Source organism: Brevibacillus sp. FSL L8-0520 (genome assembly GCF_037963895.1).
Classification (GTDB): domain Bacteria; phylum Bacillota; class Bacilli; order Brevibacillales; family Brevibacillaceae; genus Brevibacillus; species Brevibacillus borstelensis.
Window position 1 is genome coordinate 4,502,166 of the sequence record NZ_CP150171.1, and the last position, 24,990, is coordinate 4,527,155.

The window sequence follows — 24,990 nt, forward strand, 5'->3', positions numbered from 1 at the left end:
CTAAACGCTTTTCAGCATCACAGCTACTTTCAGGCTTGTAATTGATCATACCCATCATCTACCACCTGTGCTAAACGCTTTTCAGCATCACAGCTACTTTCAGGGCTCTGCTGGGGTATGCGGAGCATCTTACGGGAAGTGCTAAACGCTTTTCAGCATCACAGCTACTTTCAGAACACCCCTAGTCCTTTAAATAAAGGGCGATTTTCTTATAGTGCTAAACGCTTTTCAGCATCACAGCTACTTTCAGAGCCTCCGCAAATAACCCTTGATACACATGGGAAAGACGCCCTTCATTTCAAGCACCTCTGGCAAAGCAGTTCACTTTTTACAAAAGGCCCCTTTCTTCCACAGGAATACAATCCCCATACCTATTGATTTACCAGTATTCCTCCCGATTTTCAAGCACCTGCTTAAACAGGATATTGGCCCAAACCCTGTCATGAACGGCCTTCATCAACCTTTTTTCGGGTTCAGTCTTAAAAATGACCCTGGTGCTTGAAACGACTTACAACGTTTTGAACCGCTCCCGATCCGGACTCCATTCGGCGCTCATGTTCCACTGTATGATTTTATTCTGGTCAGGAGCATAAATCGGGGCAATCAACAAGCTGTCTTCCTTTGACAGGATTTTGGCCAACTCCCAACGAAGCTGAGCCATGGCACGTTCAGATAAATAGCATTGAAAAACCGAGTACTGGATTCTCTCTCCGTAACCCTTCATGAGTCGAAAACACTTCTTCCACCGCTTGGGCTCACGAATATCGTAACAGACAAGGTAATATTTCATTTTTCCGCTCATTCTCGTTACCTCAACCTGCTTTGCGCAAACAAACCGGGCCTGCCTGACCATTCTTTTTCCAACAGCCGAACTTCCAGCTCGATGACGCGATCATACGAAAGCGAATAGCCAATCACCGGGTGTTTCCAGGTGTCCTGCTTTCGTCTTTCGTAAGCGGCGATCGCCTTTTTCTTGCCTGCTTCGCTCAGCCATACCTGATCTCCGGCTTTTGTGAAGTCCTCTTCCACATCCCATTGCTTACGGTGTATAGTTCCCATCGCGGTTATGTCACACAAGGAAACGCGGAAAATTTCCATTAGGTCCAGTGCAAGTGGATACGCCTGTGATCTCGGCTGATGATAAAAACCGATCGTCGGGTCAAGCCCCACTACGGTGATGGCCTCCACACAATCCTTGTACAGCATGCCATAGTAAAAAGAGAGGAGGGCATTCGCCGGGTCTTTCGGAGGGCGGCGATTGCGATGGGAAAAAGCCATTCCAGCTTCCAGCTCATCTGCTGTAAATTCCGCAAAACAAGCGAAATACGCTTTGGCCGCACTGCCTTCCCATCCGAGGAGTTCCTCTGTCGTTTTCACTTTTTGGCTGTGAGATACTGCATGCCGTATGGCTTCAACAGCAGTCACTACCGTATTGGAACGCGGTTTTCCACGGGTACACCGCAAAACATAACGAAGCTGGGACTCCATTTTCGCTAAAACCAATTTTTTTGCCAAAGCCAGCTTTACTGCATCATCCGTTAATGCCTTATATTGTCTAAGCCGTCTTTGGACACCTCCAGCCGCCTTTGTTACGCTCCCGATATAATTCCCTCCGCCAGTTAACCAATGGACAGCGATTCCTTTCTCCGCACATAACATCAGAGCCTGGGTGGATAATTGAACGCTTTGTCCATGGATCGACAACGAGTTTATCTGCTCGCTCGGAAATACCTCTTTCTCCCCGTCCCTTTGCTCCACTACGAGAGACAAACCGGAGCGACGAATATATGCCCCGTGACTTGCCACATGAAGATCCAACTTTTCTCGGTCTTCCGGGAACAGACGGATGACTTCCCGTTTCGGTGAATCCAGTAGGCGTTCTTCTTCCGGGAGGCAGACCGGCGCCAGAGAACATCTGGCACACAGACGTTCATTTGTTGTAATATGAGGCCTCTCCGTTGAGGCTCTCAATGCTTCTGCCCGGCTGATCGCTTGTCTGACTCTGCTGCGCATCTGCTCATCCACAGGGACACTCACTGTCCGATGATCTGAAGCGTAGTAGACCTTGCCTTCCGGAATGCGTTGACCGAAGTGTTCTTCCAGAAGCATCGCATAGGCCGCAACTTGAATTTCATCGGACGGCCAAGCCTCATAAATACCCCTGGAACTTGACTTTTTGGCGTGTCCTTTTTTGTATTCGTACGGGATCCAATTGCCATCTACAGACCTGATGCAATCCACTTTCCCTCGTATGCCTAAAGTGGGACTCTCCAGTGTAAAATTGGTCAATTCTATGTACTCAGGCATTTCCTCATGAAGTCTTCTGCCGTCGTATACTGCCCGATCCGCGAGTCGGATTTCCTCTACCTCTTCCAGAAAAAACAGTCGCTCACAATACTCCAGCGCATGCAAGGCCATGATGCGGGTGAGCGGTTGGTCCGCTGCTGCCGACATCCTCAACACCCTCCTGGTTCAGAATTTTACTATCATTTCCAGTATGGGCACTGATGGAATTATTCAAACCGCTCACCCTCGTACTTATGCTCCGATCGTAAAAAAGTATTGCTCCGGGACCGTTTCTTCTATCGGGACAAACTCTGCTTGCGCCCAGCTCGTGTTTGACAAATTGACGTGATCGGCCCAGACCGCCACGCTCCAGTCTCCCTCCTCTGACGGGAGCAGTCCCCAAATAGTTGTATCCGTTTTCTGTTGAGCTGCGAGCGGGTGCTGTACGATATGAATCTGGTCGATCAGATTATGAGATTCGCCGCAGGAAAGCCCTCCGAAACGCTGGATGGCTTCCGGATTTTGCAGCGCATTTGACAGCTCCTGCGCCAATGAACGCTGCTCTCCCTGCCCGCTGCTTTGAATCCCGGCATAAAAGACCAGTCCGGTCAAAACTTCTTGAAAATCCGGCTTGCTGTTCTTATCGCTGGCCATTTTGCGATCTTTAAACCGTCTCATTTTGCGCAGGACAACCGAAGAAGCTGGCAGACCCTCGACCAAAATGGCCAGACCCGTTCCCTTAAATGCGTTGGGATCCGTTTCGCCGATAAACGAGAGGAGCATGCCATAGACAGTGGTAGGTGGAGGAAACGGATAGCTCTCCAGAAACTCCCTCGCCTGCGGAACCGTAAAAGAAGCAATCGGAACCGATACCTTGAGCCATAACGTATTTGCTTGACTCATGTCCAATCCATCGCCTTTACGACGTTTGCGGCTTCCAGTACTCCTTTGTGGACCTTCACTCCGAGCTGCTGCAATTGCTCTCTTTCGCCTGCAGCCATTTCTCCTCCGATCACCAGTTCATCCGCAGCAATATCGCCTGATTCCACTCTTTTGATCAAGGTTTGGACAGAGTACAAGTCTCCCTCGGGCTCTGCGACAAACAGGATACGCGGCGCAGGGTCATGTGTAATCCGGAAAACGGCAAGCTGCGGACTGAAGTCGAACAAGAACCGGGACTGATTTCCCCCTACGTAATGCAAGGAGGCCAGCGCTTCGACAACCAGCGCGATCCGCTCTTTTCTTTTTAGTTGTCGGGGTGTCAGGGAAATGCTGTACTGGTAGCTGGTTGCGTGCATTTCTGTACCATATAATGAGGTATTCGTCTTTACGCCCCCTTTTGAATTAAAGCTGGTTTCTCCCAGGAAGGGCAGCAGGGAAACAGCGCGCGATACTTCCAGTGCCCCCCGGCGCACTTTAGCAGCCCCTTTTTTCTTCCCTTTGGAATCCTCACTGCTGTCTGATTTCGGAGCCTTGGCATCCATATAGCCCAGCACATCGTCATCAATGTACAACTCGCCTTCATCGGCAAAAGATTCATCTTTCCATTGATAGGTTTGTCCATCATAGACCCGGTTGACGAGGTATGCTTCATCGCCTGTCCGTTCGTATTGCTGCTGCCAGTAGTATCGGAGCGCAAAACGAATCGCCTCTGCTGACACCGTTGTGTACAAATCGTTTTTCCACATAATCTTTTGCAGGGTTGTGATGTTGCCCTCCGTCTCTCCCCGATTGTTTGCCGCGATTCCGATATGAGTGACAAATGTCGCATGCAGATGTTTAGTCATGCTTTATTCCTCCCCTTGGTCCAAATATTTTTCGGTTTCCTTGCCACGATACGAGGCCAATGCCAGCAAGCATAGGTCCTTTCCTTCCCGCCAATCCGCTTCGCAGGCAAGCAACAGCAATTCGTTTTCGCTCCTCGTGCTATCCGCGGGGACACTCGGTCTCGTTCTTGTAACAAAATCCATCAAATTTTCCCGAAACTTCTCCTGGGTACGGCAGTTGACAAACAGTTGGCGCATTCGCTCGTATTCTCGTTTAAAAAACGTACTTAGGTCACCGCCCGCATGCTTGGCTTCGTTACTCACCTTTCCAAAACGGTTGCGGATCGCAGAATGCATCAAGCCGACAAATTCTCTTCTGCTCTGTTCTTTCCAGATCATTTTTTCCTGTACCAATTCTCCCAGCCTCCTTTGCCAATAGATCATGCTTTTTCGCCGTTCGTCCGTCATATACGCAGAAATTCCCCGGTACCATTCATCGTTTCCAAGCACCAGATTGTCGGCGATTTGGCCCAAAAACGGGCAGTAGACGAAATGTGTGCCCTTTCCCGCTCGATGCAGCTTGTCATGGGCAATTTGATATTTTTGTACGGTTTCCTCAGACAGGCATGTGCTGGAAAACAATGCTGTCCGTGTTTTTTGCTGGGCTGACCAGCTAACGGTACCAAACCGTACTACCGTAAAATCACAAGACAATCGTCTGAGCTTTGGGGTATTTTGCAAATGAAGCAGCATGGCCGCCTGCAGCGCTGCCTCTTTTACTCCCTGGACGCGAATAAGCGGAACCTTCCCGGATGCTCTCTCGCTGCCTGTCCGCTCATAAAATCTGAGGAGCAAGTCAACAAACGAGCGTAACTGGCGAGGCCGTGGCACCGCTACCAATGTCTGTGTCCGCTTGTCCCGCTCTCCATTGGACAATCCGGCGTGCCCTTGGAAAAAGAGACAACCCAGAGGCGCAAACAGCAGAAGAAAAAACTTTTCGGGACTTTCCTTTAAACCGGTTTCTTGCACGGCGTTATGCTTGACGATTCCGCCGGGAAGTGCCCAGCCCGCTATATCCATGCTTTTTTGTTTGGCAACTGCCTCCGCAATTCTCTGACACGTCGCCTGGTCGCGATGGATAAAGTCTCTTAATGGCAAATAGCTGTACTCCAGTTTTTTCTCGTCTAGCGGACTATTCTTTTCTTTTTGTTTCCCCTCTGCCTTCCGCGCACTGGGATGCTGCAAAAAACTGCCCAGATACAACTTCTGCAGTTCCGCTTTCTGAAAAGGGCCCCAACTTTCCAGAACAGGAAAGTCAAACAGGCCATCATCATTCAAGCGGTACACAGCCTGGAGCAGACTATGCAGCGATTCTGCTGTAGGCTGAAAACCGGACATTGAAAGTTTCTGTTCGTCATATTCAAATGAATCCAAAGCCGCGGGAAGTGCATTCCATTTTCCCAGCATGACCAGACTGGCGGTCAATCCGGCAAGCCCTGCCCGATGATATGGTCCCATCCCGGGATCATTCAACCTGAACTCTTTCCACTCTTGCATCCCTTTACCATCCCTCCCCGCTTCTCGTCATAGTCGATCACTTCATCCGGCACAATGTACACATGACGCCATTTCATCCAGTCACCCCGCGGGAGCTTCCCTCGATTTACCGGAAGAACATACTCCATGATTTTGGAGCGGCTGGCTTGCTTTCTTCCGCCTGTCTTTTCAAAATCGCTTTTGACGATCACATCGACCAGCGAAGACTCATCACGCAACGAGCCTGTCAACGTTTCCGGAAGCTCTTCCCACCCGGATAGCATTTGCCTGACTTCCCGTTTTTTCGTGTTCATCGTCGCCAGCAGGATTGACAAATCTGCCTGCGAAAGAGGTTTCTCCGCATTCTCCCGCAGGATTTTCTCTGTCAAGTAAACATCATCACGTTGCTTCTCATACGGACTTATACTCTCGGGCATCCAGAAATAGGCTCTACCTGGAGAATCCCCAGGCTTTGCAGTGCGATTTAATCTGCCTAAACGCTGTATCACCGCAGAAAACGGAGCGATCTCGCTCATAAGTACATCGCAGGAGACATCAAAACTCATTTCCGCGATCTGCGTCGTAATGGCGCAAATACCTCTCCTCCCGCGAAACGCTTCTACGATCTCCTGCTGCCTGGCCAAACGGTCCCGGTACTTGAAACGCGAATGATAGCAAAACAACTCGGCCCCGGGGGTTTTGTCTGCCGCTTCTTTCTTTAGGGTTTCATACAGGTCCATCGCCCTGTCTGTCGTATTCACGATGATGAGAACATTTTCGTTTCGGTTCAGCGCTTCCCACAGCTTTTCCTTCGGCAATGATGGCCCTGCATGCAACCGGTAGCGAGGGATGCTTTGATGAAGTTCGGGGCCCTTGCACCAGGCAGCTCTCCTCCCTTCGTTTTCAAGCTCGCGAAAGAGGCTTTGCAATGCCTCCCGCCGTTCTTGTTGCAATGAGGCTGTCATGAGCAATATAGGCAGATCGAACTCTTTTAGAAAGCGGAGGAACGAAGCAAAGAGGTTTTCGTCGTAGCTATGGATTTCATCGAAGACGATTGCCGACTGGAGAATATGTGGAAGCACACAAAGAGAAGAGTAATAGAGCTGCGTCAAACCAATAACAGTATCGACCGTACAGATGGTCACCGGCTGCAATAAATGTTCCAACGCGCGAAATGCCCCTTCTTTTTGGCCATCCTTTTGATTGAGCAGCAATTCAAAATCAATGTCGGCCCGGGAATGGTGCAGCTTTTTGCCCGCAGATTGCAAATATTGCTGATAGTCTGCATAGCCTTGGGTGGCCGTGGCGGTAGTCGGGTAAGCGAAACAGAGAAACGGGCGGTTTACTTTTTTGGCCCACCGGTAGGCCGCAATCGTTTTTCCGCTCCCGCATCCTGCTTCACAGACCGTGATCTCGTAGGTTGCAGCCGCTTCTACCGTTTCCTGAAACTGCGTAATCTCTGGAGAATACGTATTGACCTTTGCCAGTTTCTTTTGAATCATGTCGCCCAGTTCATTTTGAAGTGGGATTCCTGAAAAGATGTTTCGGATGTCTACACTCTTCCTCTCAACCCAATCCCCTCTAGACAATGATCTGACTGATCCCAAGGCGTCAGCGGCGATAAGTATTCCCCTGATGATCGAGCACAATTTCCGTTCAGAAGCACTCAAACCGACCGCATTCTCCTTCCATTCGCAAATGACCTTTTCTTCGTAATCACCCGCAAATAAACGGCTCCTGGGGAAACTGGAGAGGGGCTGGCTCCAATCCACTGGCTCTCCCAAGGTACGGTCGATTAGCTTCCTGACGTCATCTGCCCTCCTGTGCAGAAGATACAGCTTCAATTCACCCGAACCGTAATACGTCTGCTCGCCATCCGGGAATCTCAAGTGATGTCCAAGGATAGCAGCTTTGACAGCAAGCATTCCCCACATCGTATCCCCGATGTATTGCTCTACAGCCCGAAGCAATGGTTCATAATTTTCCAACATCCAGCAAGACAACAACTCGTGCCGAACTACCTGAGGGCCTGCATCTTTACCTTCTATTAGGTTTACGAAATCTCCTGACAATTTTCCAAGGTCATGAAGCAGAGCCGCGACCCGAACCACTCTTTTGATTGGTTCGAGCTTGTCCTCTTCCAACTGACACACTTGCAGTATTGCCCAGCCGGTCTTTTCTACAATGATCTCGGCTGTCTCCACGACCTGCTCCAGATGCCCTGCTACTGTGGCAGCATACAGGTCGTGTTCTGAGCTTGTAAGACTCTTGGCTAAAAAGGGAGGTTCAATCCCTGGCATCGTCTTTCCCTCCAGCCGGAACAAATAGGCCGCATCCGTATTTTCTCCGGCCAGAAAGAGGCTGCGATTGTACGATCACGGATTGTTCGTCCGTCAATCCTGCAATCCGGATGCCAAAACCGGTAATTTTCTTGCCGTGTATTCGGACAATCCTTCTCCGCAGCGGGGTTATGTCCAGATGAGCTGACTCCTCTCCCAGTAGGTCGAGCAGCTTGCTTCTGAGATTGGAGACGGCTTTTTCTTCATCTATTGCATTTCTCATGACAAATAAGCGGCAAAACAGTGTTCCAGCCGGGCGAATCATCATTAACTGCGGGACGCCAAAGCGAATATGATCGTTGCGGAGCTGAACGGCTTTTCCCGCCAGAGGGAGTACCATGGGGATTTGGGATGCGTCACATTGAACAAAGAAATAACTTTTGCGGCTAAGCCTCAATCGCTTGCCAAGCGCTCTTTCACCAAAAATCGGGGATATCGCGATCTGGTCTTGCTGATGAATTGCCGGTGCAATAGCAGAAATCGCTCCGTACAAGGATTCGGAGTGATCCGTATCAATCTCTTTTCCTGAAATAATCGGCAGCTTGACCCTGATCGCGGCAGGCGTTATCATCCTGATATTTCACCTCCAAAATGTTTTAATTGTTTTGTAAATGGGTTAAATTGCTGTCACACAGAATGTTACCATTTCTGGAAACAATAGGTCAATTGTATTATTACCTTTTTCTTACTCTTTTGTTAAAGTAAATAAGAACAGAAACCTGAGGCGTTTAGAACTTTTATTTGGTATGTAAAATGATCGAGCCAAGCAGTGATGCCTCATGACGCCACCAAAACAAAGCCTCCTAGCCAACCGGCTAAGAGGCCTGCTTCTTTATCCGTACATCTCCACCCCCGCCCTGCCCGGCTCCAGCATATCTGCCAATGCCCGGTACAAATTCGGCGGGTGCTCGGCAAGGCGGTGGCACAAGTACAAATACCACTCGGTGCCATAGGTGACATACAGGCGTATCGGGATTCCTCCTTCGAGCAGTGCGCGAGCCGCCTCTTCCCGTACACCGAACAGCATTTCCAGCTCCACGTAGGCATCGCCCAGATACCCCCGCTCCAAAACCGCTTTTACAATCTGATCGTCGTGGGTAGCGATGGACAGCGGGTGACCTGCACGAACGATTTGCTCTGCCAGCGACAGATAGCGCTCCCGCAGCTCGGCGGAGCGGGGCAGAGCCACTTCCGGTGCTTCCTTAAACGCGCCCTTGACCAGCCTGATCTTTCCCGGCAGAGCGAGCAGACGCGGAAGATCGTCGATAGTGCGGTGCAAATGGGACTGCACCGTGATACCGATGTTGTGCATACGGCTGGCGAGCTGCTCGTACACGCGGTAAATGGCCGAGGTCTTGGCCGATTCCTCCATGCTGATCATCACATACTGGCCGTGCTCTTTGGCACATCGGGCCAGTTCTTCGGCATTCTCCAATGCCAGCTTTTCATCGAACAGAAGTCCGATGTGGGAGAGGTCGAAGCAAATGTCGGCGGACAAGCCTTGCTGGCTGCTTTCTTTGATCAGCGCGAGAAATTCGTCTGTGGCCCGGCGGCATTCTTCCGCGTCAGCCGTGTTTTCCCCGATGAACTCCAGCGACTGCCGGTAGCCGAGCTCCCGCAGTCGGACCGCCGCCCTGACTGCCTCGCTCCCCTGTTCTCCAGCCACATACCGTTTTGCCGCCGAATAGAGAATCCGGTACAGCCAAGGAGTCCGCATGACGAAGTCTTTCATGTCCGGATCGCGGGCGATTGTCCGCAAAACGTCTGCGGCTTTTTGTTCGTCGGACAAGATTTCCGGCGAGCCCTTCTCCGTCAATGTGGACGAGAGCCCCAGGCGAGCAGTTACTTCTCCTTTTCCCGGTTGATTTTGATTCTCTAACTTTTGTTTCTCCATCTTCCGTTCCTCCTTCTCTTCGCTTTTCTCCCACACGATAACATGCTAATCTGGCTAGGATTAGGTCCACTTTTCATCGATATAGACAGTACCACTTTGCGAAGGAGAGGGCTTGCCATGCTCTGGATCAACATTGACCGCACTCAGCCGATGCCATTGTTCCGCCAGTTGTACGCGGACATTCGCGGCAAAATTCTGAAAGGAGAGCTGCGTGCCGGGGAACGGCTTCCCTCGACGCGGAAGCTCGCGGAAGAGCTCTATGTCTCCCGCAATGTCGTCCTGGAGGCATACGACCAACTGCTGGCCGAAGGGTATCTGGAGGGACGGCCGGGCTCCGGCCATTATGTGGCTCCCGGTATTGATCTGTCGCTGCTTACGCCGCTTCTTCCGCCCGGCCTTCCTTTGTCTGGCAGGGTCACGGGGCAGCGCGGACCAGAGACGCCAGAGAGAGTACTAGAAAATGATGACCGGGCATTCCCATCGGCAACGATTCGAATTTCACTGGATGGGAGCGACTCGGCAATTGGCCGAACTTCTCCAGGTGTGAGCGACTCTGCAATTGATCGAACTTCTCCGGGTGTGAACGATTCAGCGGCTGGTTGTACTGCCCTGTATGGGAGCGATAAAGCAATCTGCCACCCTTCCCCAAATACGATCGACTTCCGCTCCGGTGTCCCTTGCCTCGATCGCTTTCCCCGGGCGCTTTGGGGAAAAATCATGCAGCAGGTATGCCGGGAAGCTCCGCTCGACGCCTTTGGCTATGGACGTCCCGAGGGGCAGGCGGAGCTGCGCGCGATCCTCAGCCGCTATTTGTTCCGCACGCGCGGTGTGCAATGCCGTCCCGAGCAGATCGTGATCACGTCCGGGGCGACCCAGGCGTTCGTGCTGATCGCCAAGGTGCTGCTTTCCAAAGGCGCTAGCGCCGTGATCGAGGACCCGATTACCCGCGATATCCAGACGATCTTTGCCCAGACCGGGGCCGCGCTGCTCCCAGTGCCGGTCGACCAGCACGGGATGATGACGAATCTTCTCCCTGCCGATGCGCAGCCGCGCTTTGTGCTGGTCACGCCCTCCCACCAGTTTCCTTTGGGCGGCACACTGCCGATCCAGCGGAGAATCCAGCTGATCAGGTATGCGGGCGAGCGCGATTGCTATATTGTCGAAGACGACTACGACAGCGAGTTCAGGTACGACAGTCCGCCTGTCCATTCGCTTCAGGGGCTGGCCGGAGAACGGGTCATCTACATCGGCTCCTTTAGCAAAATTCTCTCTCCGGGACTGCGCATGGGGTATCTCGTGCTGCCCCCTTCTTTGGTGGAACGGTATCAGGCGGCAAAATGGTTTACAGATCTGCACACGCCTTCACTGGAGCAATTGGCATTGGGGAGGTTTGTGGAGGAAGGCCATCTGGAGAAGTACATCAGCCGGGTAAAAAAGCTGTACAAGCGCCGCCGGAGAGCGCTATGCGACGCGCTCCAGGCTCATTTTCCCGGACAGGTGGACATTTGGGGGGCTTCGACCGGACTGCATATTGTCGCTTCTTTCCCTGGCAAAGCGTTCACTGAGGCGAGTTTGTCGGCTCTTTTGCAAGCAGGCGTCCGGGTTTATCCGGTCGAGGAGCATGCGATCCAAAAAGGGCGACATCTGGACAAGGTGATTATCGGGTACGGGAATTTGCCGGAGGAGGACATTGCGGAAGGGATTCGGAGGATGAAGCGGGTATTGGGTTGAGGTGGGTTTGGGCTAGAATCAGCCTATTCAAGGTATGAATTTTGAACGTAACAAGGAATAGAGGGGCCCTTGGGATACTACCTTACAAATCACAAAAGGCCGCCCTGAATCGAGCAGCCCCTCCCTTTACTTTCTATCCCCACTTCTCTGCCCCGACATGTTCGACCACGACGCGGATGCCGCCGAGGTCATCCTCCCAGCTCTCTTGAAAGACAATCTCCGGCAGCCGGAGAAATATTGCGCTCGTCACCGTACTCCTTTTTGATCATCTCGGCACAGAAAGCAAACCCGCTGCTTTTTCCCGCATCCAAATTCACCACTTTTTTACACAATGGTGAAAGGTGGAAACAACTGAAACTATAAAAAAGGCGGCAGATCCTTCCCGTCTACCGCCCTTCCCCGTCGCCTCCCGCCTGATTTTGCTGCATCCACACTGCCAGCTGCAGCGAGACGGCGTCATGAAAAACCTGCGGATCGTAGCCGGTGCGCTCTTTGATTTTTGTCAAACGGTAGATGAGTGTATTGCGGTGGACATACAAATGTTTGGCTGCTTCGCCGATGTTCAGGTTGCTGGCAAAAAACGCCTCCAGCGTTTCGATCCCCTTCGGCGGGAGATGGGCAAATACGCGATCGAGAAATTTTTGTTTGGCCTGGCTGTCCATCCGCTTGATCAGCGCCTTCGTCTCGATATCCAAATAAGAGGTGATGCCCTGCTCCTGGCTTCCCAAGAGCAATGCCAGCTTTGCCTCTTCAAGCGACATGCCGATTTTCCCCGTCTCTGTCACCTGCGAGCCCAAACCGATCTTGAACGGGATCTCCTTTTGCCGCAAAAACAGTTGAATGGCTTCCAGCTTTTTTATGACTGTGCCTTCCTCCAGACCGGAAGTGAGGATGAACAACCGGTTTACGCTGCGGAATCCGACCAGCCATTTCGTTTCGCCGATCAGTTGCTCGACTTTTTGAATCAGCTCCTGATTTTGCATCGGAATTTCACGCATCTCGATGAGAGAGACCTGGAAAGGCTCCTCCAGTTTCATTTTCAGCAGGGCCAGCCTCTGCTCGACGGATTCTTCCTGAATCTCCCGCTGGATCAGCTCTTCAAAAATCATTTCCTTCAGCCGTTGCTTCCACTCGAGCTGGGAGGCCAGAAAGGACTGGTTGATCATCATCTCCGTAATCATTTTGACAAGCTCCCCAAACTCGCGGATCTCATCTGGCTCCCCCGTGATGCCGATGACACCGATCAGCTTGTCCTGAAAGACGATCGGCAGATTGATCCCCGGGCGCGCGCCTTTGTACTGGCGCTCATTGCTGCGGGTGATCATCAGCGGCTTGCCTGTCCGGATGACATCGGCAGCTCCCTCGTGGATTTCACCCACACGCGAAGCGTCTCCCGAAGCGATAATCGTTCCGGTATGGTCCATGATGTTGATGTTGCGGTTGAGGCGGTTCATCGTTTCGCGTACGATCTGTTTGGCAATCTCATAGGTCAGCATACTCAAATCTTATCCTTCACACATCGATTAAGCCAGCGCTTATTTATAATAAACAAAATTATGCGATAATTTGCACAGGATTTTTATGGATGGTAACCGATGATTTCGCGAATGCCCCTTCTCTATAATGAAAAGCAAGTTATGAAAGCGCTTTACAAAGGAGTGGAACGTCAGCGTGAAGGTTGTGATTGCACCCGATTCATTCAAAGGAAGCTTGTCTGCATTTGACGCTGCCCTCGCCATTGAAACAGGCATCAAAAAGGTTCGCCCCGAAGCCCGTACCGTTCTGGTACCGGTCGCAGACGGCGGAGAAGGCACGATGGAAAGTCTGGTCGCAGCGACCCGGGGACGCAAGGTACAGGTCACTGTCACAGGCCCCTTGAACACGCCGGTGGATGCCGCCTACGGAATTTTGGGAGACAACGTCACCTGCGTGATCGAGATGGCGAGCGCGTCCGGCCTGTACCTGGTCCCGGCGGAGAAAAGAAACCCGCTAGTCACCACGACATACGGCACGGGCGAATTGATCAGACAAGCCCTGGATGACGGCTGCCGACGATTTATTCTCGGGATTGGTGGAAGCGCTACCAATGACGGCGGCATCGGCATGCTGCAAGCCCTCGGCATGAAGCTGCTCGACGCTGAGGGACATCAGGTCGGATTTGGCGGTGGCGAGCTCGAACGGATCGAGGTGATCGATGACAGCGGTTTTGACCCTCGCATACGCGAAGCGGAGTTTTTGATCGCCTCCGACGTCCAAAATCCGCTGATCGGTCCGGACGGGGCCTCCCACGTGTTCGGTCCGCAAAAAGGGGCCACTGCCGAGATGGCGGAAAGACTCGATCAATCCCTCCGCGCGTGGGCAGATCTGGTGAAGTCCAAAACCGGCATCCGGCTGCATCAACGGGCAGGGGCAGGCGCTGCAGGCGGAATCGGCGGTGCATTTCAAGCCTTCTTTCCTTCGTCCATGAGACGCGGTATCGACATCGTGATCGAGTACACGCAGCTTGACAAGCATTTGCAGGATGCCGATCTCGTCCTCACCGGGGAAGGACAAATTGACTTTCAGACAGCATCAGGAAAAACTCCGATGGGTGTAGCGCAGGTGGCCCAGAAACGCGGCATACCCGTTTTCGTTTTGGCAGGCTCGATCGGACGCGGTATCGATACCCTTTATCAGTACGGCATTCATAGCATTCATAGCATACTAAACGCGCCGATGTCCCTGCAGGAAGCGATGGAGCGGGCACCGGAGCTGCTCACACAGACGGCAGAGCAAGTATTCCGGACGTATCTGGCCAGGCAAAACCACAACTAAGCGTACAAGGGGGATTGTTGAATGAAAATCAAACGGACCATCGAAAAGGTACCCGGCGGATTAATGGTTGTTCCGCTGCTGCTCGGCGCCTTGCTGAACACCATTGACCAAATGCACATACCCGTTGTCATGGACTTTTTGAAATCCCTTGGGGTTGCTGCGACCAAAGACGGCCATTACGAGTTTTTGCGCATCGGCGGATTTTCCGAGGCCCTCTTTAAAAACAGCTCCATCATTCTGATCGCCCTGTTCCTGTTCTGCTGCGGCAGCCAGATGAATCTGCGGGTCGGCGGAACGGCGCTGAAAAAAAGCGTGCTGCTGACTGCCTCCAAGTATTTTACCGGCGTGATCATCGGCTTTCTGTGGGGAAAGCTGTCCGGCGACATGATGAACGGCTTCCTCGGCCTGTCGGCGATGACGATTATCGCCGCGATGACCAACGGAAACGGCGGGATGTATGCCGCCCTTACGTCCCAGTACGGGAATCGCTCTGACGTCGGCGCCGTTGCGGTCCTTTCGCTGAATGACGGTCCTTTCTTCACCTTGATGGCGCTGGGCATGATGGGTGCGAACTTCCCCTTCATCGCGTTTATCGCTGTACTGCTGCCGATCGGCATCGGCATGCTGCTGGGCAACCTCGATCCCGAAATGCGCGACTTCCTGAAGCCGGGCGAGCTGCTGCCCGTTCCGTTCTTTGCCTTTTCCCTCGGTGCCGGGATGGACTTTGCCACCTTCCTGAAAATCGAGGTGCTGCTCGGCGGCTTGGCGCTCGGCTTCATGACGACCGTTTTGACCGGTTCTACAGGCATACTGGTCTTCAAGCTGTTCCGCGAAAAAAGCCATATTGCCCCCGTAGCGGAAGCATCGACTGCAGGCAACGCCGTCGGAACGCCGGCAGCCATCGCGGCAGCCGCAGCCGTAGCCGCCGGTTCCGGCATGATGTCCGCCGCAGATGCACAGGCCTATCAAAATCTGGTGGAAATCGCGACCGCCCAAATCTCCATCTCCACACTGACTACGGCGATCCTCTGTCCTATCGGCGTGATCCTGGTCGATACGTGGCAAAAGAAGCGAGGTATCAACGGAAAGCTGGAAACCCACGAGATATCAAATACCATCCACACGTAACATCTAGTACATCCATGTATGCGTGTGCTGCCCCTGACAGACGTCAGGGGCGTTTCACCTTTCGGATCAAGACAATCATGACAAATACGTGTTGAAAAGGAGAGAAACATGAAAACGACATTGTTGTACGGCAAGCACGGACTGGAAGTAGAAGTGCCTGATCACTCCCTCATCCTGGAGCCAAAAAATCTTCCCGGACTGGCGGACGAGGAAGCAGCGGTACTGGAAGCGCTCCGCAATCCGATCGGAAGCGCCCCTCTCCGCGAGTTGGTTAAAAGCACAGACAAAGTGGCGATCGTAATCAGCGACATCACCCGCCCTACCCCCAATCACAAGCTCGTCCCCTGGCTGTTGAAGGAGCTGTCCCATGTGCCGCTGGAAAATTTCGTCGTGATCAACGGCACGGGCACCCACCGGGACCAGACGAGAGACGAATTCGTCCAGATGCTGGGCGACTGGGTAGTCGAACATGTACGAGTCATCAACCACCATTGCCATGAGAAGGAGGAGCTCGTCAAGGTGGGCGAAAGCCGCTTTGGCTGCGACGTCTACCTGAACAAGGAGTACGTCGAGGCCGACTTTAAAATCGTCACCGGCTTTATCGAGCCCCATTTCTTCGCCGGTTTTTCCGGCGGGCCCAAAGGGATTATGCCGGGCATTGCCGGAATCGAGACCATCCTCACGTTTCACAATGCCAGAATGATCGGCGATCCGCTGTCCACCTGGGGCAACATGGTAAACAATCCGGTGCAGGACATGACGCGGGAGATCAACAGCATGTGCAAGCCCGACTTCATGCTCAACGTCACCCTGAACCGCGAGAAGGAAATCACCGCCGTCTTTGCTGGCGAGCTGTACGAAGCGCATGACCGGGGCTGCGCTTTCGCCAAGGAGCACGCCATGATCCGCTGCGGCCACCGGTTTGATGTCGTCATTACCTCCAACTCGGGCTACCCGCTCGATCAAAACCTGTATCAAGCGGTAAAAGGGATGAGCGCGGCGCACAAGATCGTCAAGAAGGGCGGCACGATCATCTGTGCCTCGGAATGCTCCGACGGCCTGCCCAATCACGGCAACTACGCCGACATCCTGAAAATGCGCAAGACACCGCAGGAAATCCTGGACATGATCAATGATCCTTCGTTTAAAATATTCGATCAGTGGCAGGTGCAAAAGCAGGCGGTGATCCAGGTCTGGGCCGATGTGCACGTCTACTCCACGCTCTCCGATGAAGATGTGAGGATGGCCATGTTCACCCCGACCCATGACATCGAGAAGACCTTGGAGGAGTTGAAGGAGAAGTATGGAGAAGGTATGACGGTGGCTGTGCTCCCGCTCGGGCCGTTGACGATTCCGTATGTGGAGGAAGACGATCATCTGCAAACCGTTTTTTGATTTTTGACTGTTTAGACAAATAAAAAGTGGAAATAGTAAGGATAGGGGAAATTTCCCTATTCCTTTTTTTGTTTGCTGTATTTTGGCTTACCTACAAGACTGATGGGAGAACGGAGGCGGCTGGACGTGGAACAATGCGGTTCTCTTCGCAAAGAGCCGCTGCAGGCTTGCCTTGATGCGAATCTAAAGCGGATCAGGGAAATAAGCGGGGGCAGCACTGACATTATCATACGAGAAGTCAGAATTGGCCGATCAGAAATAAAAATGGCCATTCTTTACACGGAAGGGCTCGCCGATAAAAAAGTGATCACTGATTTTATTCTGGAATCTTTGATGCTTGCGATCAAAGAAACGGAGATTGATCTCAAGATATCCGACCGTTCGCATGTGTCTCGTGTTTTGCGGGATTTTGCACTTACCGTCTCCGACACCAACGAAGTCTCTGATTTTGATGACTTGTTTGCATTCCTGCTATCGGGAGATGCTGTCATCCTGGTCGATGGTTCTCCCTGCGGGATCGCGGCAAGCTCCAGAGGATGGAAAGACAGAGGAGTTTCAGAGCCCGCCGCACAGACAGTTGTACGCGGCCCCAGAGAGTCTTTTACCGAAACACTTCGGACCAATACCGCTTTAATCCGCAGAAGGATCAAAGACCCTCATCTCTGGCTGGAAACGATTCAAATCGGCCGAGTGACGAGAACCGATGTAGCCATCATGTACATCAAGGGGATTGCCAACGAGAAGATCGTGCAGGAAGTGCGAGACAGGCTCAAGCGAATCGACATTGACGGAATACTGGAAAGCGGGTACATTGAAGAGCTCATCCAGGACAAAACGTTCACTCCTTTTCCCACTGTACATAATACTGAGCGGCCCGATGCGGCGGCGGCGGGTTTGTTGGAGGGCAGGGTCGTGATCTTAGTCGATGGAACCCCTTTCGTCCTCATGGTCCCCGCTCTGTTTGCACAATTTCTTCAAGCGAGTGAAGACTACTATCAACGTTGGGATTTTGCCACTCTAATCCGCCAGATCCGCTATATATCGCTGTTTATATCCCTGCTTGTACCTTCCATGTATATTGCTATCACCACCTTTCACCAGGAAATAATCCCACCCCGCCTGCTCATAAGCTTGGCATCGCAGCGCGAGGGTGTACCTTTTCCCGCTTTTGTGGAAGCGCTGCTTATGGAAATTACCTTTGAAATCCTCCGCGAAGCAGGCGTCAGAATGCCGCGGGCGATCGGTCAGTCCATATCGATCGTCGGAACATTGGTCATTGGTCAAGCCGCGGTAGAAGCGGGCATCGTCTCTCCGGCAATGGTCATTGTCGTCGCCATTACAGCCATTGCGAATTTCGTCATCCCGGCATTCAGCGTGGGAATTTCGATTCGGATGTTGCGCTTCGGCCTTATGGCCTTGGCGGCATCCTTTGGTCTGTATGGCATCATCCTGGGCGTCATTGTCATCGTTCTCCATCTGTGCAGCCTGCGCTCCTTTGGAGCTCCGTACATGAGTCCATTTGCTCCTTTTCATCTGGCTGAACAGAAGGATACGCTTTTCCGCTTGCCGCTATGGGCATTGTTTTCACGTCCGAGAGCGATCAGTCAAAACGATACCATTCGCGAAAACAACGAGCATCCACATCCAGAATCCAAGCAAAATTCTTAAGAGAGGGAGCGATTCGGTTGCGTAAACCTATTACCATGGCATGCCTATTCCTGCTGCTTCTCGTTGTTTTGACCGGATGTTGGAACAGAAGGGAATTAAACGAGCTGGCAATCGCTGTTGCCATGGGGGTTGACAAGAAAGACAACGACTATCTGGTATCCATCCAAATTGTGAATCCCGGCGCGGTGGCAGCACAAAGAGCCGGTACGGACACCGCTCCCGTAATTACCTACTCTACACAAGGGACGAGTATTTTTGAAGCATTGCGAAGAACAACGACAAAATCGCCCCGCAAAATTTACTTGTCCCATATGCAAGTAATTGTGCTGGGCAAAGAGGTAGCCGAAGAAGGAATTGCAAAAGTGTTGGACTTTCTTTCAAGAGACCACGAATTCAGAACCGATTTTTTTCTCGTTGTTTCAAAGGATGCAACCGCCGAAGAAATTTTGAAAACCTTGACTTTGCTTGAAAAAATTCCTGCCAATAAAATGTTCCATTCTTTGCAGTCGTCAAATACTGCCTGGGCGGCAACAGGAAAAGCGACCCTCGACAAGTTGATATCGGACATGACCAGCGAAGGGAAGCATCCGGTCCTGACTGGCATTACACTTGACGGAGCGAAGGATATTGCCGGGACCAAAGAAAATATGCAGCGAATAGACTCGCGCGCTCTCTTGAGGTACGAAGGATTGGCTGTGTTTAAAAAAGACAAGCTCGTAGGCTGGCTCAATGAGGAAGAATCCAAGGGATACAATTACATTCAAAATGAGGTAAAAAGCACAGCAGAATATGTTGCTTGTCCCAATGGCGGAAATATAGCGCTGGAAATCATCCGCACCAACAGCGAGATGAAGGGAAAAGTCGTGCGAAAAAAACCGGAAGTAGCCATCGAAGTCCGCGTGGAAGCAAATATCAGTGAAGTACAATGCAATATGGATTTGGCCAAGGACAAAACGATTCGGGGCCTTGAAGCGAAAGCGGCGGAAAAAATAAAGGGATTTATGCAGCAAGCCATTTCAAAAGCTCAGCATAAGTACAAAGCGGATATTTTCGGGTTTGGGGAAGCTGTTCACCGGGCGGAGCCGGGATTTTGGAAGAAGGCAAAACAGAATTGGGATGAGGAATTTGTCGGCTTGGATGTTGACATGCGTGTAGATTTCAACATCCGGGGCCTTGGCACGATCAGCAATTCGTACTTGGAAACGAAAGAGGAGTAGATCAACATGTTGAAAGCTGCAGCCATCATTGCGGTGGGAATGATCATTGCCTGCATGGAGGTGCCGGCTTTAGTCAAAAACAGGTTCGTCAAGGAAGCATGGGCATTTTCCCTCTTGTTAACGGCCGGGATCACGCTCGGTGTCCTCCAAGTGCTGCATGTGCCGGTTCCGAGTCTTAGCGAAATGATTACCTTTATTTACAAACCGGTCAGTGACGGGATCCTGTCTCTATTTAAAGAGTAACAGCCTTTTCTCCAATTGTTCATTCCAGCAAAGACAATGGCAGAAATGAGAGGTGAGTACCATGCTGGAACAAGGAAAAATCAACATACGTCAATTGACGGTTCTTGTGATTGCCTTTACGATGGGCACCTCCTTTTTGCTGGGACCGTCTCCATTGGCGCTGGAAGCGAAACAGAACGCCTGGATCGCAGCCATTATCGGTATTGTTATCGATTTGGTGTTGATTGTTATGTATGTTGCTTTGGGAAATCTGTTTCCAGGCATGACCTTGGCCCAATACAGCGAGAAGATTTTGGGAAAATGGCCGGGGAAGTTGATCTCCTTGTTGTTTTTCTCATTTTTCATTTTTCTTTCGGCACTGATGGTTCGTGATCTGGGAAACTTCATCGTGTCAAACGTGATGCCTGAAACCCCCGTAGAAGTTATACTGATTTCCTTCAGTATGGTGGTTGTGATCGCAACGCGATACGGACTTGAGGTCATCGCCAGGACCACGGAAATATTTTTTCCCTGGATATTTGTGTCTCTGCTTTTTCTGACCTTCACACTGCTGCCGGAAATCGAGATCAACCAATTGGAGCCTGTTACGGAAGGCGGAATAAAGCCGCTGCTTGGAGCGGGGATACAATTTTCAAGTCTGCAAGAATTCGTCTGTTTTCTCATGTTGCTCCCGTTTGTCAATCGCCCGAAAAAAGTTCTGCATTCACTCTTGCTGGGCGCTGCCGCGGGTGGTGTCATTTTGATCATCATAACGGCTTTATGCATACTCGTTCTTGGCTCGGATTTTACAGCGAGAAATATTTATCCGTCCTTTGTGCTGGCCAAGAAAATCAGTATAGGCAACTTTTTGGAGCGTGTGGAAGTGCTTTTGGCTGGCGTTTGGTTTTTGTCCATATTTATCAAAACGACGATTACCTTTTATGTTTCGGCGTTGGGACTGGCTCAAAGTCTTGAGTTGAGGACCTATAAGCCATTAACGGTGCCTTTGGGCGTCTTAATGGTCGCACTATCCGTTTTGGCTTACCCGAACATTACCAAACTCCTTGAGTTCGTACCAAAAATTTGGTTTTCTTATGCGTATACGTTTCTGTTGCTGCTCCCTTTATTGTTGCTGCTGGTGGCCTTGATCCGGGGAAAATCCGAAGCGCCTCTTTCCATGGAGCAGAAGGACTAAGGACCAACGCACGATTCGTTGGGAGTCCATGATGTTCCGTCCATGCATGTTCCATCCACTCAGTACAGTCCTAAGCCCAAAGCTTCTGTACTGATTCCCGACCCTATTCATCGCTGCTTTCACGCTCTTCCGCCAGCATCTGTTGAAACAACTGCTGAAACTCCCGTGACGCCCGAAAAACATACTGGCTGTCCTCAAATCGAAGCTTCAGATACGATCCGTCAGAGGCGACCCGAAACTCCAGATGTTTGAAGCGGTTGTCCCTGTTATCTGTATCCTGAAACAATTTTAGCTCGTATTCCTCATCCATCCGCTCCCGCAGAGGCAAGCCCTCGATGTAGCGGGATTCCCGCAGAGCGGCATACAGCTTCCGCCCGCTCTCGTCTTTTTCGGTTTTGCTGTAAAAGCGTCGCATGTCCGAACTGGCAACATTCATAGCAAAACCTTTCCCCGTCAAATCCTCATGCAAATAGGTAGACATCTCTGTACGCGGGTACAGCGTGTTTTCGATCCAGTCTGCCACTGGCAAAAAGCCCGCCAGAAACATGATTCCCCCCAGCCAGACGGCCGCAAGCTTCGCCTTCTTGTTTTCATTCGTTCGCTTCACCAGAAGAATGGCGGCGATCAGTCCGAGCGGCATCGAAAGCTGGTTGAACGAAAAACGGAACATCGCAAGCAAGGTATAGCCCATCAGTTTTACAAACAGAAGCGGCTCCCTCTCTTTTGGTGTACGGAACCAGATCAAGGCCAACAGGAGCAGCGTTGTTCCGTACCCGAGCAAACTGACGATCAGCAGGGTATCGCTGCCGTGCTTCATCGTTTCACTCCCCCTCCACTCTCCTTTGCGCTTGCTTGAACGCTTGTTTTTGGCTATGGTAGTACTCGAGGGCACAACCCAGATAAAGAAAGACTCGAGGAGGCTCTGCCGCATGCTGCTGTTGACGGTTGTCACGTTTATCCTCTTGCTTGTTTCCCATATCTTTGTTTATCTTACCATTCAGAAGAAAACGACGACAAAGTCTCTTTCCTTTTTTATCCTTTATATCGCGCTTGCCTGCCCGCTTGTTTTCACCTTGCTCTATGAGCGTTCCAACGACATGGTCGGAGCCAATATCGGCCTCGGCATCGCCTTTTTGTTCACCTGGGCGGCGATTATCGTGATGTGTGCCGTGGGCTTCTTCCGGTTTATCAAAAAGCATATGAAACAGGATGAGATATAGCGGCCATATCTCCCGGAAACGCATTACTGGGAGGCCGCGGAGTCTAGCTGTTTCCCCGCAAACAGACGGTAAAAAAACAAGGGATACAAGAGCAAATACAGATTGGGGAGCCACCAGGCGGGATCGAAGTCCCCTTTGAACCCCCAAAAGGCGATGGCTTGCAGGCCGGAGCAAAAGGTCAGGACGAGCGAAACTTGCGCCATGGGACGCCAGTTTCGGTTTGCATGATAAAAATACAGACTCGTCAATCCCGTAATGGAAATGAAAAGATCCAGGGGAAAAAACGACAGATTCCAGGCCACCATCAGCGGATTGGCGTAATCCGGATAGAGGTACTCGGGAGGGAGCCATTCGAGGAAGACAATGCTCCAGTAAACGAGAAAGCCGACGTCGGTCAACCAGAAAAAAGGTCTTAGCGCTTTCATTTCACGCATACCTCCCCGCCGCCCGCAATCCCGTGCAGCAATATCTCAATCATCGCGTCCAGGGCATCTGCCATCGTCATGTTTGTCTCCTCTACGACCTGGCGATCCACCAGATGCTCAAGCGATCCGATATACATATGAATAAAGACGGGAATGCTCACCCGCTGGAATGTTCCCTCGGCCATTCCCCGCTCAAGAATATTCCGCACATGCTCCCACTCGTTTTGAAGACAATCCTCAACAAGCGCCCACTGCTCGGGGTAGTACCGCTTGAGCTCGTACCACAGACGGATATGGGTGCTGCCAAAGCCGCTGGGGACAAGTGCCAGCAAAAGCTTCAGTTTTTCCGTCAGATCGATGTCCGTACGCCCGATAATCTCGGCTTCCTTCTGCTGCAGCTCTTTGACTCCGCGCTCAATGATCACGGAGATCAGTTCTTCTTTGGAGGAAAAGTACCCGTACAGCGTTTTCGTGCTCATCCCCGCTTGCCGTGCAAGCTCCGCCATCGTAAACTTGAGCCCTTTGGTGTGGATTTCCCGAATGGCCAGCTGAATGATTCTCTCCTGCACGATTCCTGCCCCCTCTCGAAAATTCAGGAAACGATTTTGTTTTTCATATTTTCCTATCAAGGAGCAGTTTACTCCCAAATCAAGCTCTGCGTCAAGATTTGGAAGCAAACTTGGAACACTGCCCCCACCAAACATCGGCCAGTTTGCGGATACCCGGCTCGATTTTCTCCAATTCAATGCCGGAAAAGCCTGCGATAAATTCTTTTTCGGTCGTTTCCGTACGAGGCGTCATCCACGTATAGGCTGCTGAGGCGATATTGATTCCGGCCTTCTTCGCCATCCGGGAAAGCTCCCTCTCCTCCACTTGGTGCTGGACTTTCAGCAGTACATGAAATCCGGCGTCCTCTCCGATCACTACAGTCCGCTCCCCCATGTGCTTCCGGACCGCCTGAACCAGCGTGTCGTGCTTTTTCCGATAGACATTGCGCATCCGGCGCACATGCTTTTCGAAATGTCCCTCCCGCATAAACAGCTCCAGCGTTTTCTGGTGCAGAGGAGATGAGGACTGCTCCAGCAGCAGCTCTCTCAGCAAAAGGTCGTAGGACTCAAGCAAAGACTCCGGCAGGACCATGTAATAGGTACAAATGGCCGGGGCCAGCACCTGCGAGAAGCCGCCCATATAGATCACATTGGCTCCCTGCACCAGGCCCTGAAGGGAGGGAACCGGCCTTCCGTGATACCTGAACTCGCCGTCATAATCGTCCTCGATAATGTAGGCGTCCGTCTTCTTTGCCCATTCCAGCAAGCGCAGCCGTTTGGCGATCGGCATGATCATTCCCCGCGGATACTGGTGGGACGGCGAAACCGCGACCAGCTCGACGCCGCTCTCTGCCAGCTCGTTTACATTCAGGCCATCCTCCTCCAGCGAGACGGGGATCACCTCATAGCCGTTTTGGCGGAAGGTCGATGCGATCAACGGATAACCCGGATTCTCGACTCCGACGCGGGCCACGCGAGCTTTCAGGAGCAGAGCGAGCAAGGTCAGCAGCCCGTGCTGGTCAGCCCCGATCACGATCTGCTCAGGTGAACACGAGACGCCTCTCAACTGGCGCAGATAACGGGCCAGCTCGGTTCGCAGTCCATACTCCCCCTGGGGGTCTCCGTAAAAAAGCAGGTCCAGGTGTTCATGCCGCAGCACTCTGTTGAACAGCCGCCGCCACAGGGCAAAGGGGAAGTGGGAAAAATCGTTTTTCGAGAGGTGAAAGTCATAGGGGTACGAGGATGCATCCCGATGCTGCAAGCGAGGGACGGTCAATTTTGTTTCCCTCTCCTCTGCTCTCTCCACCTGCTGATCGGCCAGTGGCTGAACGTAGTAGCCGCTTTTTGGCTTGCTGGCAATAAAGCCTTCCGCGACTAGCTGCTGGTACGCCGTTTCCACCGGGGTCGTGCTGAGTCCCAGCAGATCAGCCAGCTTGCGGACAGAAGGCAGCTTGACATGCTCGGACAACGCCCCTGCGATAATCTGCCGCTTTATCTGCTCGTAAATTTGTACGTAATGGGGAATCCGGCTGGAATCGTCCAACTGCGGTGCGAAAAGCATCGGTGAACCTCCATCTGTCCTTTTACTTTTTGCGAAACTGTCCAT

The 24,990-nt window shown here is 51.9% G+C and carries 22 protein-coding genes and 1 CRISPR repeat array (1 of these 23 cut by a window edge); of the genes, 9 read left to right on the forward strand and 13 right to left on the reverse strand.

Annotated features, from left to right (window positions below):
• Window positions 1-250: a CRISPR direct-repeat array (repeat unit 36 nt; unit sequence GTGCTAAACGCTTTTCAGCATCACAGCTACTTTCAG) (it extends 229 nt beyond the left edge of the window).
• 258 nt (window positions 251-508) lie between these two features.
• From cas2 to NSQ24_RS22165, 8 genes are all read right to left on the reverse strand, one after another.
• Window positions 509-853, reverse strand: coding sequence for a CRISPR-associated endonuclease Cas2 (cas2, locus tag NSQ24_RS22130; RefSeq protein WP_319800726.1), 345 nt, complete (start codon window positions 851-853; stop codon window positions 509-511).
• Window positions 808-2,454 (reverse strand): type I-MYXAN CRISPR-associated endonuclease Cas1, encoded by a 1,647-nt coding sequence (cas1, locus tag NSQ24_RS22135; protein ID WP_339166596.1) that lies wholly within the window; start codon window positions 2,452-2,454, stop codon window positions 808-810. Before cas1 ends, cas2 begins: the two co-directional genes overlap by 46 nt.
• Window positions 2,455-2,538: 84 nt before the next feature.
• Entirely contained in the window at window positions 2,539-3,189 is a 651-nt protein-coding gene (gene cas5 / locus NSQ24_RS22140) for a CRISPR-associated protein Cas5 (protein WP_024985553.1), read from the reverse strand.
• A complete protein-coding gene (gene cas7i / locus NSQ24_RS22145) occupies window positions 3,186-4,073 on the reverse strand; it encodes a type I-B CRISPR-associated protein Cas7/Cst2/DevR (protein WP_024985552.1) in 888 nt (295 codons plus the stop codon). The genes cas5 and cas7i overlap by 4 nt, the downstream gene beginning before the upstream one ends.
• 3 nt (window positions 4,074-4,076) lie before the next feature.
• The gene (gene cas8a1, locus NSQ24_RS22150) at window positions 4,077-5,609 is read right to left on the reverse strand and encodes a type I-MYXAN CRISPR-associated Cas8a1/Cmx1 (RefSeq protein WP_003389992.1); all 1,533 of its coding nucleotides are present in this window, start codon (window positions 5,607-5,609) and stop codon (window positions 4,077-4,079) included.
• A complete protein-coding gene (cas3, locus tag NSQ24_RS22155) occupies window positions 5,582-7,888 on the reverse strand; it encodes a CRISPR-associated helicase Cas3' (RefSeq protein WP_122958380.1) in 2,307 nt (768 codons plus the stop codon). The genes cas8a1 and cas3 overlap by 28 nt, the downstream gene beginning before the upstream one ends.
• A complete protein-coding gene (cas6, locus tag NSQ24_RS22160; RefSeq protein ID WP_003389994.1) occupies window positions 7,875-8,498 on the reverse strand; it encodes a type I-MYXAN CRISPR-associated protein Cas6/Cmx6 in 624 nt (207 codons plus the stop codon). Before cas6 ends, cas3 begins: the two co-directional genes overlap by 14 nt.
• A gap of 261 nt (window positions 8,499-8,759) precedes the next feature.
• Entirely contained in the window at window positions 8,760-9,821 is a 1,062-nt protein-coding gene (locus NSQ24_RS22165; protein ID WP_003389995.1) for a proline dehydrogenase family protein, read from the reverse strand.
• 117 nt (window positions 9,822-9,938) lie between these two features.
• On the opposite strand from NSQ24_RS22165, the gene NSQ24_RS22170 reads away from it, so the two are divergent.
• A complete protein-coding gene (locus tag NSQ24_RS22170; RefSeq protein ID WP_003389996.1) occupies window positions 9,939-11,552 on the forward strand; it encodes a PLP-dependent aminotransferase family protein in 1,614 nt (537 codons plus the stop codon).
• A 386-nt stretch (window positions 11,553-11,938) separates the two neighbouring features.
• Here NSQ24_RS22170 and NSQ24_RS22175 read toward each other — a convergent pair whose 3' ends face one another.
• On the reverse strand, window positions 11,939-13,048 hold the full coding sequence (locus tag NSQ24_RS22175) for a sugar diacid recognition domain-containing protein (protein ID WP_024985546.1): 1,110 nt from the start codon (window positions 13,046-13,048) through the stop codon (window positions 11,939-11,941).
• Window positions 13,049-13,223: 175 nt separating this feature from the next.
• On the opposite strand from NSQ24_RS22175, the gene NSQ24_RS22180 reads away from it, so the two are divergent.
• The 7 genes from NSQ24_RS22180 to NSQ24_RS22210 all read left to right on the forward strand — a co-directional run bounded on the left by NSQ24_RS22180 (window position 13,224) and on the right by NSQ24_RS22210 (window position 21,191).
• On the forward strand, window positions 13,224-14,366 hold the full coding sequence (locus tag NSQ24_RS22180; protein ID WP_003389998.1) for a glycerate kinase: 1,143 nt from the start codon (window positions 13,224-13,226) through the stop codon (window positions 14,364-14,366).
• A gap of 21 nt (window positions 14,367-14,387) precedes the next feature.
• Complete coding sequence (locus tag NSQ24_RS22185; RefSeq protein ID WP_339166598.1) at window positions 14,388-15,494, forward strand: 2-keto-3-deoxygluconate permease; 1,107 nt, start codon at window positions 14,388-14,390, stop codon at window positions 15,492-15,494.
• Between the two features lie 108 nt (window positions 15,495-15,602).
• Window positions 15,603-16,889 carry a nickel-dependent lactate racemase gene (gene larA, locus NSQ24_RS22190; RefSeq protein ID WP_327927250.1) on the forward strand — a complete coding sequence of 429 codons (1,287 nt, stop codon included), beginning with the start codon at window positions 15,603-15,605 and terminating at the stop codon, window positions 16,887-16,889.
• 102 nt (window positions 16,890-16,991) lie between these two features.
• Window positions 16,992-18,557 (forward strand): spore germination protein, encoded by a 1,566-nt coding sequence (locus tag NSQ24_RS22195; RefSeq protein ID WP_339166601.1) that lies wholly within the window; start codon window positions 16,992-16,994, stop codon window positions 18,555-18,557.
• A gap of 17 nt (window positions 18,558-18,574) precedes the next feature.
• Window positions 18,575-19,774 carry a Ger(x)C family spore germination protein gene (locus NSQ24_RS22200; RefSeq protein WP_003390003.1) on the forward strand — a complete coding sequence of 400 codons (1,200 nt, stop codon included), beginning with the start codon at window positions 18,575-18,577 and terminating at the stop codon, window positions 19,772-19,774.
• 6 nt (window positions 19,775-19,780) lie between these two features.
• Window positions 19,781-20,017, forward strand: coding sequence for a hypothetical protein (locus NSQ24_RS22205; protein WP_003390004.1), 237 nt, complete (start codon window positions 19,781-19,783; stop codon window positions 20,015-20,017).
• A 61-nt stretch (window positions 20,018-20,078) separates the two neighbouring features.
• Complete coding sequence (locus tag NSQ24_RS22210) at window positions 20,079-21,191, forward strand: endospore germination permease (protein ID WP_003390005.1); 1,113 nt, start codon at window positions 20,079-20,081, stop codon at window positions 21,189-21,191.
• Between the two features lie 103 nt (window positions 21,192-21,294).
• Here NSQ24_RS22210 and NSQ24_RS22215 read toward each other — a convergent pair whose 3' ends face one another.
• Window positions 21,295-22,008 (reverse strand): hypothetical protein, encoded by a 714-nt coding sequence (locus tag NSQ24_RS22215; RefSeq protein WP_339166603.1) that lies wholly within the window; start codon window positions 22,006-22,008, stop codon window positions 21,295-21,297.
• Window positions 22,009-22,120: 112 nt separating this feature from the next.
• Between NSQ24_RS22215 and NSQ24_RS22220 the strand changes: the two genes are divergently transcribed.
• Window positions 22,121-22,411, forward strand: a complete 291-nt coding sequence (locus NSQ24_RS22220; protein ID WP_024985542.1) for a hypothetical protein — start codon at window positions 22,121-22,123, stop codon at window positions 22,409-22,411.
• A gap of 23 nt (window positions 22,412-22,434) precedes the next feature.
• On the opposite strand, the gene NSQ24_RS22225 is transcribed toward NSQ24_RS22220, so the two are convergent.
• The 3 genes from NSQ24_RS22225 to NSQ24_RS22235 form a co-directional block, all read right to left on the reverse strand.
• A complete protein-coding gene (locus NSQ24_RS22225; RefSeq protein ID WP_024985541.1) occupies window positions 22,435-22,836 on the reverse strand; it encodes a DUF5360 family protein in 402 nt (133 codons plus the stop codon).
• A complete protein-coding gene (locus tag NSQ24_RS22230; protein WP_171505812.1) occupies window positions 22,833-23,405 on the reverse strand; it encodes a TetR family transcriptional regulator in 573 nt (190 codons plus the stop codon). The genes NSQ24_RS22225 and NSQ24_RS22230 overlap by 4 nt, the downstream gene beginning before the upstream one ends.
• Before the next feature lie 91 nt (window positions 23,406-23,496).
• Window positions 23,497-24,945 (reverse strand): PLP-dependent aminotransferase family protein, encoded by a 1,449-nt coding sequence (locus NSQ24_RS22235; protein WP_311068052.1) that lies wholly within the window; start codon window positions 24,943-24,945, stop codon window positions 23,497-23,499.
• Between the last annotated feature and the right edge of the window lie 45 nt (window positions 24,946-24,990).

Coding starts and splice junctions, on each gene's coding strand:
- cas8a1 (WP_003389992.1), bottom strand. CDS start 5,609: ATGCAAGAGTGGAAAGAGTTCAGGTTGAATGATCCCGGGATGGGACCA.
- cas6 (WP_003389994.1), bottom strand. CDS start 8,498: ATGATAACGCCTGCCGCGATCAGGGTCAAGCTGCCGATTATTTCAGGA.
- cas1 (WP_339166596.1), bottom strand. CDS start 2,454: ATGTCGGCAGCAGCGGACCAACCGCTCACCCGCATCATGGCCTTGCAT.
- NSQ24_RS22210 (WP_003390005.1), top strand. CDS start 20,079: ATGCTGGAACAAGGAAAAATCAACATACGTCAATTGACGGTTCTTGTG.
- NSQ24_RS22215 (WP_339166603.1), bottom strand. CDS start 22,008: ATGAAGCACGGCAGCGATACCCTGCTGATCGTCAGTTTGCTCGGGTAC.
- cas5 (WP_024985553.1), bottom strand. CDS start 3,189: ATGAGTCAAGCAAATACGTTATGGCTCAAGGTATCGGTTCCGATTGCT.
- cas3 (WP_122958380.1), bottom strand. CDS start 7,888: ATGCCAGGGATTGAACCTCCCTTTTTAGCCAAGAGTCTTACAAGCTCA.
- NSQ24_RS22220 (WP_024985542.1), top strand. CDS start 22,121: ATGCTGCTGTTGACGGTTGTCACGTTTATCCTCTTGCTTGTTTCCCAT.
- NSQ24_RS22205 (WP_003390004.1), top strand. CDS start 19,781: ATGTTGAAAGCTGCAGCCATCATTGCGGTGGGAATGATCATTGCCTGC.
- cas2 (WP_319800726.1), bottom strand. CDS start 853: ATGGTCAGGCAGGCCCGGTTTGTTTGCGCAAAGCAGGTTGAGGTAACG.
- NSQ24_RS22185 (WP_339166598.1), top strand. CDS start 14,388: ATGAAAATCAAACGGACCATCGAAAAGGTACCCGGCGGATTAATGGTT.
- NSQ24_RS22170 (WP_003389996.1), top strand. CDS start 9,939: ATGCTCTGGATCAACATTGACCGCACTCAGCCGATGCCATTGTTCCGC.
- NSQ24_RS22235 (WP_311068052.1), bottom strand. CDS start 24,945: ATGCTTTTCGCACCGCAGTTGGACGATTCCAGCCGGATTCCCCATTAC.
- larA (WP_327927250.1), top strand. CDS start 15,603: ATGAAAACGACATTGTTGTACGGCAAGCACGGACTGGAAGTAGAAGTG.
- cas7i (WP_024985552.1), bottom strand. CDS start 4,073: ATGACTAAACATCTGCATGCGACATTTGTCACTCATATCGGAATCGCG.
- NSQ24_RS22225 (WP_024985541.1), bottom strand. CDS start 22,836: ATGAAAGCGCTAAGACCTTTTTTCTGGTTGACCGACGTCGGCTTTCTC.
- NSQ24_RS22195 (WP_339166601.1), top strand. CDS start 16,992: ATGGGAGAACGGAGGCGGCTGGACGTGGAACAATGCGGTTCTCTTCGC.
- NSQ24_RS22175 (WP_024985546.1), bottom strand. CDS start 13,048: ATGCTGACCTATGAGATTGCCAAACAGATCGTACGCGAAACGATGAAC.
- NSQ24_RS22165 (WP_003389995.1), bottom strand. CDS start 9,821: ATGGAGAAACAAAAGTTAGAGAATCAAAATCAACCGGGAAAAGGAGAA.